Source organism: Tenacibaculum aiptasiae, assembly GCF_008806755.1.
Classification (GTDB): domain Bacteria; phylum Bacteroidota; class Bacteroidia; order Flavobacteriales; family Flavobacteriaceae; genus Polaribacter; species Polaribacter aiptasiae.
The window spans coordinates 13,984-32,258 of record NZ_WAAU01000029.1 but is presented as its reverse complement, the minus strand read 5'-3'; the positions used below and the strand labels follow the sequence as shown (position 1 = coordinate 32,258).

Here is an 18,275-nt window from a genome sequence, read left to right as displayed (position 1 = left end):
ATAAAATGAAAAATATACCTACTACAAACATTCAAAAATTAAATTCAAAAACAAAAGGGGTTACACTTGCTATTTTAGGAGCTATTTTAATGAGCTTCGACCCTATTTATATTCGATTTTCTGGCGTGAGTGGTTTTAACACCATATTCTTATTTGGGTTATTTACAGCTATTTCAATGTCTATTGTTGTCCAAACTTCAGAAAAACGTAGTATTATTCAAGTTATCAAATCTGATGGTTGGCCACTTATAATTTCAAGTTTATTAATGTTAGGAAGTGCCTCTTCATTTGTTTTAAGTATAAAAAACACTTCCATTGCTAATACTTTTATTATACAAAGTGCTACTCCAGCTGTTGCTGCATTGTTAAGCTGGATTTTATTGAAAGAAAAAACCAACCGTAAAACATGGTTAGCAATATTTTTTGTTGTTTTAGGAGTTGTCATTGTTGTCAATAGTTCTTTTGGTACAGGAAATTGGAAAGGAGATTTACTAGCTTTAATATCTGTATTCTGTGTAGCCTTAATTTTCACACTACTTCGTAAATATCCTAACGTTAATAGACTAGCCCTTGTTGGTTTAGGAGGTTTCTTCTTAGCTTTTGTAATGTTTTTCTTTGCAGAACCTTCTACATTTTCATTAAACACATGGCTAATTATGGGAGCAATGGGATTAATTACAGCTCCTTTAGGTAGAGTTTCTGGTATGATGGCTACTCGATTTATAAAAGCTTCTGAAGTGTCCTTAACACTAATGCTACAAAATGTTTTAGCTCCAATCTTAGCATTCTTTTTCTTTAGCGAAATTCCAAATAAAGAAAGTATGATTGGTGGAGTAATTATTTTAACAGCTATCATATTATATACCATTAGCTTAATAAGAGAATCAAAAACTTACAAATAGTGATACTTTCTCTTTCTCATCATTCAACAAACAATTTTTAATTCTAGAACAAATGAATAAACTTTCATTAATCTTTTTATTTATTTTACTCACATTTTATCAGATAAACTATGGTCAAATTAATCAATCAGAAACAATAATTTCTGGACATATAATTAACAAAGGAAAACACTTACCGTATGTAACAGTAAGCATAAAAAACACCACTATAGGAGATATCACAAATAATTCAGGACATTATCAACTTATAAATGTTCCAAGTGGAAAACAAACTATAGTCGCTCAATCTATGGGTTATAAAACCCAAAAAAAAACAATAGAAATAAAATCAGGAGAAACCTATATTTTAAACTTTGAATTTGAGGAAAGCAAACAAGAATTAGACGAAGTAATCATTGAAGGAAACAATAAAGTTTCTAAAAGGATAAAAACTTCAACTATTGTGAATACCTTAGATTCAAAGCTTTTCACTGCCACCCAATCGGTTACTATAAGTGAAAGCTTAAACTGTTCGCCAGGACTTAGAATGGAAACTAATTGCGCTAACAGTGGTTGGCCTCAATTAAGAATGAATGGCTTAGGTGGTGAATATTCTCAAATATTAGTAAACAACCGCCCTATTTTTAAAGGTTTTGCTAGTGTTTTTGGCTTAGAAATGATTCCTACTAGTATTTTAGACCGAGTAGATATAAGACGTGGAGGCTCTACAATATATGGAACTGGTGCTGTAGCAGGAACCGTTAACCTTATGCTAAAAGACCCTCATTTTAATTCTTTTGAAATTGGTGTAAATACTTCTTTTATAGGAGCAGGTGTAAAAAATACTGGAGGAGTTTCAGAAGAATATTCTACCAATTTTAACGGTTCTTTAGTTACCGATGATTACAAAACCGGAATTACTTTATTTGGGTTTCATAGAGACCGAAAAGCTTTTGATGCTAACAATGATGACTTTTCAGAAATCCCTATGCTAAATAGTACTACTCTAGGAGCTCGTCTATTTCATAAATTAAACGAACAAGGAAAATTAACTATTGATTTTTTTAACCTAAAAGAAGACCGTCGAGGAGGTGGAGATTTTAACACCCCTGTAAATAAAGCTAATATGGCTGCGGCTGTAACCCATAATATTTCTACTGCTTCAATAAATTATGAACAATATGTCAAAGAGAAAAACTTATTATCAGTTTATCTTTTAGGACAATCTTTAAAAGCTGATGCTTTTAGAGGTTTAAGAACTGCTTATGGAGTTTTTCAAAATACAAGAGAACGATCTTATGTATTTGGCACACAATATAAATTAAATTTCAAAAAAAACAGCGTCTTATTTGGACTAGAAAACAATGGAGCTATACTTACAGATAATCAAATATTACATTCAGAAACAACCCCTAACTTAATAGGAAATAACACAAATATAGTAGTAGCAAACCAAGGAACTAATACAATATCTATATTTTCTCAATACGACTTCAACTGGAACAAGTTTAAGGCATCATTTGGCGCTCGTTTTGACTCTTATAAAGTAAAAGATAGAGAACATAATAGTTTTAATAAATCAGGAAGTGTATTTAGTCCTAGATTTACATTAAAATATGATTTAAAAAAATATTTGCAAGCTAGGTTAAGCTACTCAAAAGGCTATCGCTCCCCTGAATTACGTGATGAAGATTTACACATAGAAATATCAGGATCTAACAGTATTATAAATAAGGTAAGAGCAGACTTAGACAAAGAAACGAGTAATAGTTATACAGCTTCTTTAGATTTTAATAAAAAGATAAACAACACCTACCTTAGTTTTCTTTTAGAAGGTTTTTATACCCAAATAAACAATTCTTTTGCTACTAGTTACTCTACTCCTGACAACAATGGTGTTATTACCGCAACTAGATTTAACTCAAATCAAGAAGCAAAAGTAAAAGGAATAAATATTGAAATGCAAATAGTACCTTCTGAAGCTATTAGTTTTCAAGCTGGTTTTACAATTCAGAATAGCAAATACGAACAACCTCAAGCATTCAATGAAAAACGTTTTTTCAGAACACCAAATCACTATGGATATTTTATGCTTGATTGGAACTTGTCTCAAAAATGGACCGTTTCAACTAATGGTAACTATACAGGAAAAATGTTAGTTCCCCACTTTCCAAAACAAGAGCTTAGAACCTCTAAACAATTTTTGGATTTGGGTATAAAATTACGTCGAAATATTACTTTAAAACAAACAACTTTACAAATATACACTGGTGTAAAAAACATATTTAATAGTTATCAAAATGACTTTGATGAGGGGCTTAATCGTTGGCCAAAATATATCTATGGACCTTCAGCTCCTAGAACTATATACCTAGGTATTAAATTCGGGAATTTACTATAGGTTAAAATTGTAAAAAAAGTACATAATAAACTTACTTTTTGAAACAAAGAGAACTTTACAAAAAATAAACCTTTGTATCCTCAAAACATAAGAACAATATAACATGAAAAAAACAAAGAGTAAATTAACAATCCCCAATCTTCTTTGTCTTGTATTAATAACATTTACTGGTGCAAACTGTAATGCTCAAAAACATGGTAAACATGGACAACACAAACATTTACCAGCTAAAGAACTTGCTAAACATCTAGATGCAAAAGATAGAGATAGTTGGCAAAAGCCTAAAGACGTTCTAGCGCTAATAGGTGACTTAAAAAATAAAAAAGTATTAGATATTGGTGCTGGTACTGGCTATTTTTCTTTTAAAATGGTAGATGCTGAGGCTAATGTAATTGCTGCAGATGTTGATAATGATTTTATAGAAATATTAAACCATAAAAGGAAAGAGAAAAAGGTTTCTTCTAAAGCAATGCAAATTAGAAAAATTCCTTTTAACACACCTGATTTAAAAAAGGAAGAAGTAGACATCGTATTAATTGTAGACACTTATCATCATATAGAAAATAGGGTTAATTATTTTAAAAAGGTGAAGTTTGGAATGCAATCAAATGGCAAACTAGTTATAGTTGATTATAAAAAAGATAAATCAATTACCGATGGTCCATCATATGAGATGAGAATTAAGGAATCTGATGTTATTCAAGAATTAAAAAAAGCTGGTTTTGTCGATTTTAAAATCAACAGTAATTTACTTTCTAAACAATACATAATAGAGGCATTTTTAATTCCACAAAAAAAGGTATCTGAAGCTGAATTTTTAAAAGCATATTTTAATAAAGAATACGCCAAAGATGAATACTTATATGGTAAAAAACCTGACAAATATTTAGCAAAAATATTACCTCAACATAAACCTGGTAAAATATTATTTCCAGGTGAAGGAGAAGGTAGAAATGCAGTTTTTGCTGCCAAACTAGGATGGGATGTTACGGCTTACGATTATAGTACTGAAGCTAAGAAAAAAGCATTAAAATTAGCAAAGGCAAATGATGTAAATATTAAATATACTGTACAAGATATTGTAAATGCTTCATATCCTAAAGAATCTTTTGATGCTATAGCTTTCTTATTTATTCATTTTGCTGGGCAAGAGCGCATTGACATAAATAAAAAAATGGATAAGCATCTTAAAAAAGGAGGCCTTTTAATTATTGAAACTTTTAGCACAAATCATCCAAAAATTAGCAAAGAAGGACCACAAGAGATTCCTTATCTGTATGATAAAGAAAGTATTTTAAGAGATTTTCCAAATTATGAAATCATAGAATTAAAAGTTGAAACAGATATTTTATTAGAAGGCAATAAAAGTGAACTAAAAGCCTCAATATTAAGATTTGTAGGTAGAAAAAAATAGGTTTAATTATTGATAGCCCCTTTTTGAAAGTTCATGTGGTATTTAACTTTACCCATGAGCTTTTTTCATTAACAAAACTTCAACAAGCTTCATTTGTAAAAAAGTACATAAAGAACCAACTTTTGTGAACTAATTAACCTCTCCACGCTCTCTAATTTTGTACCAACAATTAGAAGCAAGCAAATATGAAGGTTTATAAGATAATAACAACACTAATAGCTTTTATTTTATTTTCTGTCAAAATAAAGGCACAAGATAAATTTAGTCCAAAAGAAGCTATAAATCCTCCAATAGATTTTGAAGTATTTGCTTCTAAAGAAATTTTAAGTATTCAAAATGTCTTTATGAGACCATTAAAAAAAATGGAAAAGTTTAGCGTTTTTAATATGCTTACATATTCACAGTTTTATGAAGATAAAAATGTTGTGTTTGTTGGTTCTACCACACTAAACTATGAAGTGGCTAAGAACCTTAGTATTTCAGGAGGAATAGCTACAAATTCTATTGATGGAATTCATCCAATTTTAGGTATAAATTATGCTTATGTAAGTAAAGAAATGTTACTAATCCTAGCTCCATCTATTGATTTAATAGACGACAAAAGTCTTGAGGCACTTTTTTTATATGAATACAAACCTCGTTTATCTAAAAAAACCAGCTTATATACCAGAATTCAATTCTTATATAATCATAACATAAGACAAGATACTCATAACAGAAGCTATCTTAACTTAAGACTTGGGCTAAGTTTTAATAATATTTCTATAGGAATAGGTTCAAACCTAGATGCCTTTGGACCATTCAAAATCAAAAAAGAAAACTACGGTTTATTCGCTAAGTTTTTGATTTAAAAACAACATCAACAATAAAACTTAACAAGAAAAATAACATCAAATTATGAAGCAAGAATCTTTAAATCATTTTATAAAAGAATTATCAAAAGTATGGGGACCTCTAACTTCAGACTTAACTAAAAAAAGTAAAGAACTAGTAGAAGAACTAACTCAAAATTGTATTGGAGAAAGTTGGGTAGATCAACTACTAAAAGAACAACTTCCTTTTAAAGAAATATATAGAAGTGAAGAACACGGATTTATATTAATGGGACATGTAGAAAAAAAAGGAGAGTTTAGCCCTCCACATGATCATGGAAGTGGTTGGGTAATTTACTCAACGGTAATTGGTCAATCCAAAATGGGACTTTTTAATCGTGTTTTTCATCCCGATGGCACCATGGATATTGTCCAAAAAGACGACTACATTTTAAACGCCGGAGAATGTAATGTATATCTACCAGGAGATATTCATGATACTTATACTCTAGAAGACAACACTCTAATGTTGAGACTTACAAGCTGTGATTTTTTACAAGAGCTAAAAGAAGGAAGATTAGTTAGATATACAAACAATCATAAAAAATGGTAATCTTTATATTAAGGTTATTTCATTATTAAAATATTAGAAAAACTCATTTTTAGTTTGTAAACAACTATAATTAGTTAGATGATAGGGTAATAGTTGTTCTAAAGCTCATGTCGTATTTAACAATACGCATGAGTTTTTTGCTTTTACTGAAAATATATTTTTTTGTGTAAATTCGTAGTTATGAGACTCCCTAATTGTTTCAACTAAACGTAGATAATATGAAAACACTTCAACAATGGTTTGATGATTACGCAGTTAGCCATCAAAACGAAACAAACATTACGATACATTTTATTTGTGTTCCTGCAATATTTTTTAGCATTGTAGGAATATTCATGAGTATTCCTTCTCAATTTTTAAGTAATTTATTCCAATTAAACAATCCACTTGTTGAAAACTGGGCTACTGTAGCTTTGATATTCGTATTAATTTTTTACTTGAGATTATCTTTTTCAATGTTTCTAAAAATGTTAGTTTTTTCTATTCTATGTATTGTAGGAAATTTCTACTTAGGAAAATACGTTCCGTTACTATATACCTCAATAGCTATATTCGTAATAGCTTGGATTGGTCAGTTTTACGGACATAAAGTTGAAGGAGCTAAACCTTCATTTATTAAAGATTTACAGTTTTTATTAATTGGTCCAGCTTGGGTAATAAAAAAAATGTTTAGTTAAAATTAAACAACTATATTTTCCTAGAAAGCCTCTTAGCAATGTTTGTTTTAGCAAAACAGAATATTAAGAGATTTTCTGTAAATTCGTGGCTATGGAATTACTTTTTTTAGGCTTGATAGGCGGTGCTGTAGCCTCATACTTTATTTTTCAAAAATTTTCTTCGGTTAGTAAAAGAAACCTAACAGAAAAACAATCTGTTGTGCTATTAGATAAAATTAAGAAGGTATCAAAACTAATTACAGTTGAAGGAGAATTTGCTGAAATTTATCATCATGAAAACACCAAAGAAAAATTCCTTGGTTTATTTACTAGTAAGAAAAAAGCAATTATATTAATTAATGCTAAAGTTCATATCGGTTTTGACTTTAGAAAAATTGTTGTACAAACAGATACTAAAAAAAAGACATTAATTTTATCGGAATTTCCTAAACCTGAAGTTTTTTCTATAGAGCCCAATCTTCGTTTTTATGATATTCAAAATGGATTATTAAATAAGTTTAGCTCAGAAGATTTAACAGAAGTTAATAAGGAAGCTAAAGAACATATACTTCAAAAAATTCCAGAAAGTAACTTAATGCAAACTGCTAACAAAGAGGCTTTAGATGCAATTACTCTTATGGAAAATCTAGTTGAAACTATTGGATGGAAGTTAGATTACAGTGCTTTAGAATTACCTTCAGATAATCAAAAGCTTATAGAATAAGTATCACATTGACACTAAACAAACTATATAAATATTTTAAACTCATAATACTATCTTCCCTTTCTCTTTGGGTTTACTATTTTATTAATAATGCTAGTTTTATAAAAGAATATCAAATTATGATGGATAATAGTGACGTTAGTGATGGCTTACTGTTTTTTATTTTTATAAATATTATTAAGTACTTTTCTCTATTATTTGGATTAGTTTCAATTATCTTCATACCTTACAAAATCTTTACTTCTAAAAAGGGGTATACTTAAATAGTATTGCTAATATAAAAGGGACAAAAAATGATAACTATTTCTACAGATAAAAACCTACTTCAAATTGATGTAATTCATTCTTTTTTAACCAATTCGTATTGGGGAAAAGGAAGAACTTTGGCTCAAGTAGAAAAAACAATTGAAAACTGTCTCTGCTTTGGAGTGTATAAAAATGGAGAACAAATTGGTTTTGCAAGAGTGGCTACGGATTATACTGTTTTTGCCTATCTGATGGATGTTTTCATTTTACCAGAACATCGAGGTAATGGATATTCAAAAAAATTAATTGCTACTATAACGCAAGCAAAAGAGCTAGAATCGTGTGGTACTTGGATGTTAAAAACTAAAGATGCTCATGGTTTATATACACAATATGGTTTTACCGAATTGAAACAACCTGAAACAGTACTCGAACGTATTTTGAAATAAATTATGGATATAGAACAACTAAGAGATTATTGCATTAATAAAAAAGGTGTTACAGAACATTTTCCTTTTGATGAGGTTACTTTAGTATTTAAAGTAATGAATAAAATGTTTGCTTTAGTAGGCTTAGATAGTTGGGAAAAAGGAGACACTAAAATGAATTTAAAATGCGACCCAGAATGGTCATTAGAACTTAGAGGAGAATACGATAGTGTAAATCCTGGTTGGCATATGAACAAAAAACATTGGAATACAGTTCATTTAAACAACGATGTTTCAGATCAACTTGCTTTTGAACTTATAGATCATTCTTATGACTTAGTTGTAAAAAGTTTGACAAAAAAATTACGCGAAGAACTTCATAATTCATAATGAGATGAAAAAGAAAGAACTTCGAGAGATTTACAAACAAAAAAGAAAAAGTTTATCTAAAACAGAAATAGAAAATTTTGAACAAAACATTTACACTCAACTTTTCGAAATTGACTTTTCTACCTATAAAAACATCCATATTTTTCTTCCTATAGAAAAACAAAAAGAAATTAACACCTACCCTATTGTTGAATTTTTAAGAAAACAAAAAAAAACAATTATTATTAGTAAAAGTGATTTTAAAACCAACACTTTACAACATTATATTTTTAACAACTCAACCACATTAGAAATTAATAAATATGGAATTCCAGAGCCTATCAACGCTATTGAATTTGATGTTAAAAAAATAGACCTCGTATTTGTTCCGTTATTAATTTCTGACAAGCAAAATTTCAGAGTTGGTTATGGTAAAGGGTTTTATGATCGCTTTTTATCAGATTGTAAAAAAGATATTTTTACTATTGGGCTTAACTTTTTCAAACCAATTGATAAAATTGAAGATCTTAATAAATTCGACTTTCCATTAAATAAAATCATATATCCAAAATAAAAAAACCTGCTATAAAAGCAGGTTTTTTTAATATCTATTTCATCTAAAAATTATCCGTTCATAGAAATTAAGAACTCTTCGTTATTTTTAGAGAATTTAATTCTTTCGTTAATAAACGACATCGCTTCTACTGGGTTCATATCTGCTAAATATTTACGTAATACCCACATACGCTGTACAGTTTTATCATCTAATAATAAATCATCACGACGTGTACTAGACTTAATTAAGTCAATAGCTGGGTAAATTCTACGGTTAGAAATATTACGATCTAACTGTAACTCCATATTACCTGTACCTTTGAATTCTTCAAAGATTACCTCATCCATTTTAGAACCAGTTTCAGTAAGTGCTGTAGCAATAATAGTTAATGATCCTCCGTTTTCAATATTACGAGCCGCTCCAAAGAAACGTTTTGGCTTATGTAATGCATTAGCATCAATACCTCCCGATAATATCTTTCCAGATGCAGGAGCAACAGTATTATATGCTCTTGCTAAACGAGTTATCGAGTCTAATAAGATAACAACATCATGACCACATTCCACTAAACGCTTCGCCTTTTCTAAAACTATATTTGCTACACGTACATGTTTATCTGCAGGCTCATCAAATGTAGAAGCCACTACCTCTCCACGAACATTACGCTTCATGTCAGTAACCTCCTCTGGCCTTTCATCAATTAATAAAACAATTTGATATACTTCTGGATGATTTGCCGCAATGGCATTAGCAACATCCTTTAATAACATTGTTTTACCAGTTTTAGGCTGTGCTACAATCATACCACGTTGCCCTTTTCCTATAGGAGAAAATAAATCGATTATTCTTGTAGATAAAGAACTACCTTTTTCTGCTAAATTAAATTTATCTTCAGAGAATAAAGGTGTTAAGTGTTCAAACGAAACACGATCTCTAACTATATTTGGACTTAATCCGTTTATTTTTGATACTCTAATTAAAGGAAAATACTTCTCTCCTTCTTTTGGTGGACGTACATTTCCAAGAACTGTATCTCCTGTTTTTAATCCAAATAATTTTATTTGAGATTGAGATACATAAATATCATCAGGAGACGATAAGTAATTATAATCTGAAGAACGTAAGAAACCATATCCATCAGGCATCATTTCTAATACACCTTCACTTTCAATAATTCCATCAAACTCAAAATCAGGGTCTCTATATTTATTCCCACTCTTATGATGTGGTTTATTAGAGTTCTGGTTCTTATGCTTATTCCCTCTATTATTTCTTTGTTGCTGCCTGTTAGCATTTGAATGCTGGTGCTGTTTTTTGTCTTCAACAGGTTGCTGTTTAGCTTCAGAAGATTGCTTTTTTTGTGCTGCTACTGGTTTTTTAGCTTCAACAGGTCTCTTTTTTGCAACATTTTCTTTTTTAGTTTCAGTTTTCTTTTCAACAGCTTTTGCAGGAACCTCTACTTTTTCTTTTTTAGTTTTAGCTTCTGTTTTTTCTACAACTTTCTTCTCAACCTGCTTTTTATCAGCAGTTTCAGTTTCAGTCTTAGCTATTCTTTTTCTCTTAGTCTTTTCAGCTTTTGGCTTTGCTTCATTAGCACCGGCCTCGGCTTGTGCGTCTAAAATCCTATAAACTAAATCTAATTTTTTTAACTGACTTACTTTAGTTAAACCAATAGTTTTAGCTATGGCTTGTAAGTCTGTTAATTTTTTAGTTTTTAATTCCGAAATTTCGAACATTCGTAAAAATAATTAAGTTATATAATTCTTTTATTTATAGAAAAGAATTGAATTTTATTAAGTTTTTTAATGATTGCTATATTATATAGGGGCTATATAATAGTTTAATGCGCGGTTACTTATACGACAAATATATACAAATATTTTAACTTGTAATATTTCTTTTTAAAAAAAGAAATATTACATTTGCTACCCCAATAAAAAACATGATACAAAGAATACAATCTATATATTTATTAGTAGCCGCAATTATTTCTGGCGGTTTAACTTCTGTTTTTAGTTTATGGACTAATGCAAAGAATAATACTCCTATATATATAATGGATTTATTTTCTGGAGCTTCTATAATAGAAAATGTGACTCCTGTATTATTTTTTACTTCAGCCATATTAGCTATTGTAACTTTGTTCTTATTTAAGAACCGTCAGTTACAATTTGTATTAGGGCGCTTAAACATATTGATAAACCTTTTTTTATTAGGGATATTGATATATCTATCACAAACATTATCTGGAGAAGCTTTAGTTTCTGAGAAAGGTATTGGGATGTTCTTTCCTGTCATTGTTATTTTGCTGTTAGTTTTAGCAAATAAAGCCATTAAGAAGGATGAAGATCTCGTAAAATCTGTAGATAGATTACGATAAACCTAACATCTTAGTATATTTAGTGCGAAAAAACCGAGATTCTTAATCTCGGTTTTTTATTTTTGTTATATACTCAATCATTGAGCCTTAGAAACTTAAACGTTAAAGAAATGTTAAAGAAAATAGGGTTAACCCTAATCAGATAGGGAAAACCCTGAGATACGTTTAGGGGTATTGAGTATTGTACGCACCGCTTATATACTATAGATTTGTAAATGTAACAACGATGGATTACAAGATAAAAGTTCACATAGCTGATGACCACAAAATCTTAATAGATGGAGTTATCGCTTTATTAAATACCGAAGACAATATTGAAATTGAAGGCTATTCCTTGACGGGAAGACAAGTAGTCAATTGGTCGGCTAACAACCATGCAGATGTTTTGGTTTTAGATATTAATATGCCAGAAATGGATGGTATTGAAGTTTTAAAAACGTTTAAACAACGTAATACAAAAATTAAAACAATAATACTTTCAAGTCTAAGCGATCCGAAACTAGTACAGGAAATGGTACTACTAGGCGCTAACGGATTTGTAGACAAAAGCTGTGCTAGCGATCATATTATAGATGCAATTAAGACTGTTTATAATGGTGTTCAATATTTTAGTGATGATATTAAAAGTAAATTACTAGAATTATATATGTCTGAATCTAAAGCTGAAGAGCAAGAAGCACCTCATAATGATTTGACGGAAAGGGAGGTTGAGGTATTAAAGCAAATAGCTTTAGAAAAAAGTTCAAGTGAAATAGCTGAACATTTAAAAGTAAGTATTAAAACGGTAGAAACGTATCGTAGAAATCTGTACAAAAAATTAAAAGTTAAAAATGTAGTAGGTTTGGCGATGTACGCTGTAAAAAACAACATAGTATAGGTATAGAAACCCTTCAATTATTTTTCTTTAATCCCCCAAATAAAAGAAAATGTCCCCCGCAATCTATACAATACACTTTATGGTGTGCGTCGCTAATAACTATCTACTTTATATAAAATATTAAAATATAGCGGTGTACGTGTTTGAAATAGCACAAATTAGAAAAACCCTTCATTTTGTTTTCTTTATACCCCCTAAAATAGAGCGTCCCCCGACACTATCTATATTTAGTACACCGCTTTTTCTTTTCACCCCCTTAAATAACATAACAATTTAAAACATTACATCATGAACAAATTCACTCCATTTATCCTAGCATTAAGTATCATTCTTGGATCTTGTTCTTCTAATGAAAATGAAGGTCTTATCAACAACGCTCAAGAAAACTTATTAAAATCATATACCTTAAAAAAAGATTCCAGTGGTGACTACTCTATTGATTTTAATACTACTAATAATACAGATGTAACTACAGTTAAGAATGTAGACTCATCTAATGAAATTATATTATCAGAAGCTAATCATAGCACAATTAACAAGCACAGTAATGATTTTGCCATTGAAAATAATCAATTAAAAATTGGCTTTTTAGAATCAAACAAAGGAAAAAGAACAAAAATATATATTGAAGATGAAAACATTACCTTTGCTAAGAAAGGTGTAACTGAATTCCTTAATTCATATAGCATTACTAAAAATGAGGACGGTACATTTCAATTAGATTTTGTAATAAACGACAATGTTTCAACTGATTTTGTTTATAATGAGGAACTAGAAGCTTATGAGGTTCACTTAGCTAATGGTGAGTCAAAACAAAAAGAGTTCACTAGAGAATTAACTGTACCATATTCAGGAATTATTAAAATAAATTTTGTTAATCATAAGTTTCAAGGAAAATCTTACAGCTTAGAAGTAGTAGAAAAAAAACCAAGAGCAATAATCGTAACATAAATTGATTAGTAGAAAAATAATATTAGTATTTGTATTTACTTTACTTACCTTAGTAAATAAATCTTTTTCTAACTCTATTTCATCGAGTCAAATCATTAAAAACAAGACTCAACAGAAAGATAGTTTGAAACAAAAATATATTAGTCTTAAGAAGAAAACTACTTCAAAAGATTACTATAAACATTTAGACTCTGCTCTAAATTCTCTCAGAATTAGTTCAGAAATAAATGACTCAGAACTAAATATATTATATAGCTATCTTATAGGTGAGATTTTCGAAAAAGCAAATAATCATTCAAAATCTTTGTTTTACTACAAAAAATCATTAAGTCTACATGAAGTTAAGTCTCTTGAAAATGGTAATCAAATTAAAAATGAGTTTTATAATAATCATTATTCATACTTAAAAAATTTATTAAAAATTGGTGGAAGCTTTCAAAAACAAGAAAAATTAGATAGTGCTAAAATATATTACAACAAAATAGTTAATCTGCCTAGTCTAAATAAAAAATCCCAGTCAATTAAAGCTAATGCTTATATTAATCTATCTGGTATTTACATGATAGACTCACTTTCTAAAGCTAAATATTTTGCTTCAAAAGCAATTGACATACATAGTAAAAACAACAATAAATCTCTTGAATCTGCTGCTCTTGGCAACTTAGCTAATATTTATTTATTAGAAAAAAACTATACCAAAGCCAAAAAAACATACTTAAAAGGGTTAAATTTAATAAGAAACAACAACAGTACTAAAGCTTATAAATTTAAAGAAGATTTATATTTCAATTTAGCATATGCTTTATATATGCTAAAAGATTACACCGCTTATGATTACCAAGAAAAATCATATGATATAAAAGATAGTTTAAGAGACGTAGAAATCAGACGAGTTGTTGAAGAAATTTATGCTCATCAAAAAGTAGACTTAGAAAAAGAAAAAACTGCTTTAGCTGAAGAACAAAGAAAATTGATTGAAGCAAAAGACAGCAAAACTACTTTGTTATTCGGAGCTTTAAGTTTACTCATTATAGTAATTTCTGGTGTTGTTGTATACAATTACAAACTAAGACAAAGAAACTTACAATTAAAACTTTCAGAATCAGATCTATTACAACAGCAAAGTATAGAAAAGTTAAAGTCAGACGCACAAATAAAAATATTAAATGCTACCATAGATGGTAAAGAAACTGAACGAAAACAAATAGCAGAAACCTTACACGATAACGTAAGTGCATTACTATCGTCTGCTAACATGCATTTAAGCGCTACTAAAAAACAATTTAATGGAGATGCTCCTCAAGAAATTGAAAAAACTCGAGAAATTATTTTAGAAGCCTCTCAAAAGGTAAGAGATTTATCTCATAACTTAATCTCTTCCATTCTATTAAAATTTGGTTTAGAGTACGCTTTAAAAGATGTTGTCAAAAAATATTCAAATAGTGAATTAAAATTTGAAGTTAAAGCAAATAACATTAGCAGATATAATCAGGAATTTGAAATCAAAATATTTAATGTTATTCAAGAATTAATAAATAACATTATTAAACATAGTAATGCAAATAACGCAGAAATCATATTAAAAGCAGAGAATAATCAACTAACTATTCTTGTCAAAGATGATGGGGTAGGTTTTACTACCTCATCTTCTTCTATTAATGATGGTATTGGACTAAATCAAATAGAAGCTCGTATTAAAATGATGAACGGTAAACTTGCCATTGATTCAGAACCTGATAAAGGAACAGAAGTTTTTATACTAGTTCCAATACAACAACAAAAAGAATATGGTAGTTTATCCTCTGTGAGCTAATTCAATTACTTCCATATTCGTAATAGCTCCTTTATCTATTTCAAAACGCAACATAGTTCTTACTTTATGAAAACCATGATTCCCAGCAGCTCCTGGGTTTAAATGTAATAACTTAAGTTTTTCATCAAATTGAACTTTTAAAATATGAGAATGCCCACAAATAAAAAGCTTTGGGCGTTCTCTTTTTAACTCTTCTCTAACTCTTAAGTTATACTTATTAGGATATCCACCAATATGAGTAATCCACACAGAAACACCTTCAATAACAAACTTATTATCCAAAGGAAACTCAGCTCTTGCATCTTTATCATCAATATTACCATATACCGCTCTTAAAGGTTTGTGTTTTTTTAGAGTATCAGTAACTTTTAAATCACCAATATCACCAGCATGCCAAATTTCATCTGCTTGTTTTACAAACTTTAAAATTTGATCATCAATAAAACTGTGGGTATCGGAAAGTAATAAGATTTTTTTCATTACAACAAAACTAACAAATCTCTAATATTAGCACATACAAACTTAAAAAAAACACTTGATTACTATATAAAATAACATCAGAGCATTTTATTTTTTTAAGCCATAAAACTAAGTTTATAATTTCATAATTTAGCTTTTTAAAATTTCATTTTATTTGAGGTATTTTATCGAGTTAGCTTACAACGGAAAAAGCTATCATGGTTGGCAGGTACAACCAGACGCAATTACAGTTCAAGAAAAAATAAACAAAGCTATTAGCACAGTACTTAGAGAAGAAATAAGTATTGTTGGTGCTGGTAGAACAGATGCTGGTGTACATGCTTCTCAAATGTATGCACATTTTGACACTGATAAAAAACTAGACGACAATTTTGCCTTTAGGTTAAATTCTATTTTACCAGATGATATTGTTATATTTAATACTAAATTAGTTCACAATGAAGCTCATGCACGTTTTGATGCTAGTAGTAGAAGTTATGAATATAAAATTTGGCTTGGTAGAAATCCTTTTTTATTAGATAGTTCATGGCAATTATACAATCAAAAATTGAATCTTGATTTAATGAATCAAGCAGCTGCTATTTTATATGAGTATGAAGATTTTGAGTGTTTTTCAAAAGTAAAAACAGAAGTTTACACTTTTAATTGCAATGTAACCAATGCTGAATGGGTTTTAAATGGAAATGAATTAACATTTCATATTAGTGCTAACAGGTTTTTACGTAATATGGTAAGAGCAATTGTTGGAACTTTAATGGATGTAGGGCAAGGAAAAATTACAATTGACGATTTTAGAAAAATCATAGAAAGTAAAAATAGAAGCAATGCAGGAACATCTGTTCCAGCAAAAGGATTATTTTTAACAAAAGTAGCATACGATTATATATAGTGAGTACATCAACAGGAAAAGCATTTGACATTAAAATTTTTGTAAGACTAATGAGTTTTGCAAAAAAATATCGCACCCGATTTATTATAGCAGCAACTTCTACAATATTACTTGCTGGTTTTGCTGTATTAAGTCCAGTTATATTAATGACTGCTATTGATGATTTTGTTGCAAACAAAAATCAAACAACCCTACTATATTACACAATAGCAATGTTTGCAGTATTGCTTATTCAAGTATTATTTCAATTTAGTTTTATTTATTATGCAAATTGGGTAGGACAGCATATTATAAAAGATATTAGAACAAAAACATTTAGAAAAATACTCGATTTTAAAATGGGGTATTTTGATAATTCATCTGTGGGTAAACTAGTTACAAGAGTAGTTTCTGATATTGAAACCATTGCAAACTTCTTTACTCAAGGAGTTTTTATGATTGTTAGTGATATTCTTAAAATGATAGTGGTAATTATCGTTATGGCATTTACCAACTGGAAACTAACTATAATAGCATTGGTAACATTACCTGTTTTAATTTACGCTACCAAACTTTTCCAAATAGCTATAAAATCAACATTTCAAGATGTAAGAAATCAAGTAGCAAACCTAAATGGATTTGTACAGGAAAGAGTTACAGGAATGAAAATTGTTCAGCTTTTTAATCGTGAGAAAATTGAATACCAAAACTTCGTAGAGATTAACAACAAACACAAAAAAGCACATATAAAAACAGTTTGGTACTACTCTATCTTCTTCCCTATTGCTGAAATTTTATCGTCAATTGCTATTGGATTAATTGTATGGTATGGAGGGTTGCAAGTAATAGACAATAGTGCCATATCAGTGGGAGCTATTATTGGTTTTATCAAAATGGCTCAGATGTTATTTAGACCACTTCGTCAAATCGCCGATAAATTTAACCAACTACAAATGGGAATTGTAGCAGGTGAACGTGTTTTTAAAGTAATTGACACTGAAAGCTCGATTAATAAAGATGGAAATATTACAGCAGAATCTTTAGAAGGAAATATTAATTTTAAAGATGTTCGTTTTAGCTACATTAAAGGAGAAGAAATATTAAAAGGTATTAGCTTTAATGTTAAAAAAGGAGATACTGTTGCCATTGTTGGAGCTACCGGAGCAGGAAAATCAACAATTATAAATCTTATCAACCGTTTTTACGAAATTGATAGCGGTACTATTTGTATTGATACCATTCCTGTTGAAGATTACGAGATTAATTCTTTACGTAAAAAAGTAGCAGTGGTTTTACAAGATGTTTTTCTGTTTTCAGATACCATCTACAATAACATTACTTTAAAAAATGAACATATTTCTCTTGAAGAAGTTAAAGAAGCAGCCAAACAAATAGGTATTCATGAATTTATCATGAGCTTACCTAACAATTATCAATACAATGTTAAAGAAAGAGGTGCAATGCTTTCTTCTGGTCAGCGACAATTAATTGCTTTTTTACGTGCTTATGTTAGTAAACCTAGTATTTTAATTTTAGATGAAGCAACTTCTTCTGTAGATACTCATTCTGAACAAATGATTCAATATGCTACAGATAAAATAACTAAAAATAGAACATCTATTGTAATTGCTCACAGACTTGCAACGATTAAAAAATCGGATACAATTATTGTAATGGATAAAGGTGAAATTGTAGAGCAAGGAAGCCATACAGAACTGCTAAAAAAAGATAATGGTTACTATAAAAATCTTTACGACAAACAATTTAGCACAGAAATTATTTCATAAATAATTTGTTTAAGAGACT

The 18,275-nt window shown here is 29.3% G+C and carries 18 protein-coding genes; 16 read left to right on the top strand and 2 right to left on the bottom strand.

From position 1 onward, the window contains the following. Window positions 1-5 precede the first annotated feature (5 nt). From F7018_RS14515 to F7018_RS14470, 10 genes are all read left to right on the top strand, one after another. A complete protein-coding gene (locus tag F7018_RS14515; protein WP_150900822.1) occupies window positions 6-902 on the top strand; it encodes a DMT family transporter in 897 nt (298 codons plus the stop codon). A gap of 52 nt (window positions 903-954) precedes the next feature. Continuing rightward, entirely contained in the window at window positions 955-3,282 is a 2,328-nt protein-coding gene (locus F7018_RS14510) for a TonB-dependent receptor (RefSeq protein WP_150900821.1), read from the top strand. Window positions 3,283-3,385: 103 nt separating this feature from the next. Beyond that, window positions 3,386-4,696, top strand: coding sequence for a methyltransferase domain-containing protein (locus F7018_RS14505; protein WP_150900820.1), 1,311 nt, complete (start codon window positions 3,386-3,388; stop codon window positions 4,694-4,696). 185 nt (window positions 4,697-4,881) lie between these two features. Beyond that, the gene (locus tag F7018_RS14500) at window positions 4,882-5,547 is read left to right on the top strand and encodes a hypothetical protein (RefSeq protein ID WP_150900819.1); all 666 of its coding nucleotides are present in this window, start codon (window positions 4,882-4,884) and stop codon (window positions 5,545-5,547) included. A gap of 46 nt (window positions 5,548-5,593) precedes the next feature. Beyond that, the gene (locus tag F7018_RS14495; RefSeq protein WP_150900818.1) at window positions 5,594-6,121 is read left to right on the top strand and encodes a cupin domain-containing protein; all 528 of its coding nucleotides are present in this window, start codon (window positions 5,594-5,596) and stop codon (window positions 6,119-6,121) included. A 218-nt stretch (window positions 6,122-6,339) separates the two neighbouring features. Then, the gene (locus F7018_RS14490; protein WP_150900817.1) at window positions 6,340-6,798 is read left to right on the top strand and encodes an Mpo1 family 2-hydroxy fatty acid dioxygenase; all 459 of its coding nucleotides are present in this window, start codon (window positions 6,340-6,342) and stop codon (window positions 6,796-6,798) included. A gap of 91 nt (window positions 6,799-6,889) precedes the next feature. Continuing rightward, window positions 6,890-7,501 (top strand): DUF4230 domain-containing protein, encoded by a 612-nt coding sequence (locus F7018_RS14485; protein ID WP_150900816.1) that lies wholly within the window; start codon window positions 6,890-6,892, stop codon window positions 7,499-7,501. Between the two features lie 293 nt (window positions 7,502-7,794). Beyond that, on the top strand, window positions 7,795-8,196 hold the full coding sequence (locus F7018_RS14480; RefSeq protein WP_150900815.1) for a GNAT family N-acetyltransferase: 402 nt from the start codon (window positions 7,795-7,797) through the stop codon (window positions 8,194-8,196). A 3-nt stretch (window positions 8,197-8,199) separates the two neighbouring features. Continuing rightward, on the top strand, window positions 8,200-8,565 hold the full coding sequence (locus tag F7018_RS14475; protein ID WP_150900814.1) for an MmcQ/YjbR family DNA-binding protein: 366 nt from the start codon (window positions 8,200-8,202) through the stop codon (window positions 8,563-8,565). A 4-nt stretch (window positions 8,566-8,569) separates the two neighbouring features. Continuing rightward, entirely contained in the window at window positions 8,570-9,118 is a 549-nt protein-coding gene (locus F7018_RS14470) for a 5-formyltetrahydrofolate cyclo-ligase (RefSeq protein ID WP_150900813.1), read from the top strand. Between the two features lie 50 nt (window positions 9,119-9,168). Here F7018_RS14470 and rho read toward each other — a convergent pair whose 3' ends face one another. Beyond that, window positions 9,169-10,836 carry a transcription termination factor Rho gene (gene rho, locus F7018_RS14465; protein WP_150900812.1) on the bottom strand — a complete coding sequence of 556 codons (1,668 nt, stop codon included), beginning with the start codon at window positions 10,834-10,836 and terminating at the stop codon, window positions 9,169-9,171. Between the two features lie 206 nt (window positions 10,837-11,042). Here rho and F7018_RS14460 point away from each other — a divergent pair, with 206 nt between their 5' ends. From F7018_RS14460 to F7018_RS14445, 4 genes are all read left to right on the top strand, one after another. Next, entirely contained in the window at window positions 11,043-11,480 is a 438-nt protein-coding gene (locus tag F7018_RS14460) for a DUF4293 domain-containing protein (protein WP_150900811.1), read from the top strand. 226 nt (window positions 11,481-11,706) lie between these two features. Further along, the gene (locus F7018_RS14455) at window positions 11,707-12,357 is read left to right on the top strand and encodes a response regulator (protein ID WP_150900810.1); all 651 of its coding nucleotides are present in this window, start codon (window positions 11,707-11,709) and stop codon (window positions 12,355-12,357) included. A gap of 288 nt (window positions 12,358-12,645) precedes the next feature. Next, window positions 12,646-13,308 carry a hypothetical protein gene (locus tag F7018_RS14450; protein ID WP_150900809.1) on the top strand — a complete coding sequence of 221 codons (663 nt, stop codon included), beginning with the start codon at window positions 12,646-12,648 and terminating at the stop codon, window positions 13,306-13,308. A gap of 124 nt (window positions 13,309-13,432) precedes the next feature. Then, window positions 13,433-15,121 carry a tetratricopeptide repeat-containing sensor histidine kinase gene (locus F7018_RS14445; RefSeq protein WP_150900808.1) on the top strand — a complete coding sequence of 563 codons (1,689 nt, stop codon included), beginning with the start codon at window positions 13,433-13,435 and terminating at the stop codon, window positions 15,119-15,121. On the opposite strand, the gene F7018_RS14440 is transcribed toward F7018_RS14445, so the two are convergent. Further along, window positions 15,104-15,601 (bottom strand): metallophosphoesterase family protein, encoded by a 498-nt coding sequence (locus F7018_RS14440; protein ID WP_150900807.1) that lies wholly within the window; start codon window positions 15,599-15,601, stop codon window positions 15,104-15,106. The genes F7018_RS14445 and F7018_RS14440 overlap by 18 nt on opposite strands. A 154-nt stretch (window positions 15,602-15,755) precedes the next feature. Between F7018_RS14440 and truA the strand changes: the two genes are divergently transcribed. Together truA and F7018_RS14430 are read left to right on the top strand one after the other, a co-directional pair. After that, entirely contained in the window at window positions 15,756-16,490 is a 735-nt protein-coding gene (gene truA, locus F7018_RS14435; RefSeq protein ID WP_150900806.1) for a tRNA pseudouridine(38-40) synthase TruA, read from the top strand. A 50-nt stretch (window positions 16,491-16,540) separates the two neighbouring features. Continuing rightward, window positions 16,541-18,256 (top strand): ABC transporter ATP-binding protein, encoded by a 1,716-nt coding sequence (locus F7018_RS14430; protein WP_246175201.1) that lies wholly within the window; start codon window positions 16,541-16,543, stop codon window positions 18,254-18,256. The last annotated feature ends 19 nt before the right edge of the window (window positions 18,257-18,275 follow it).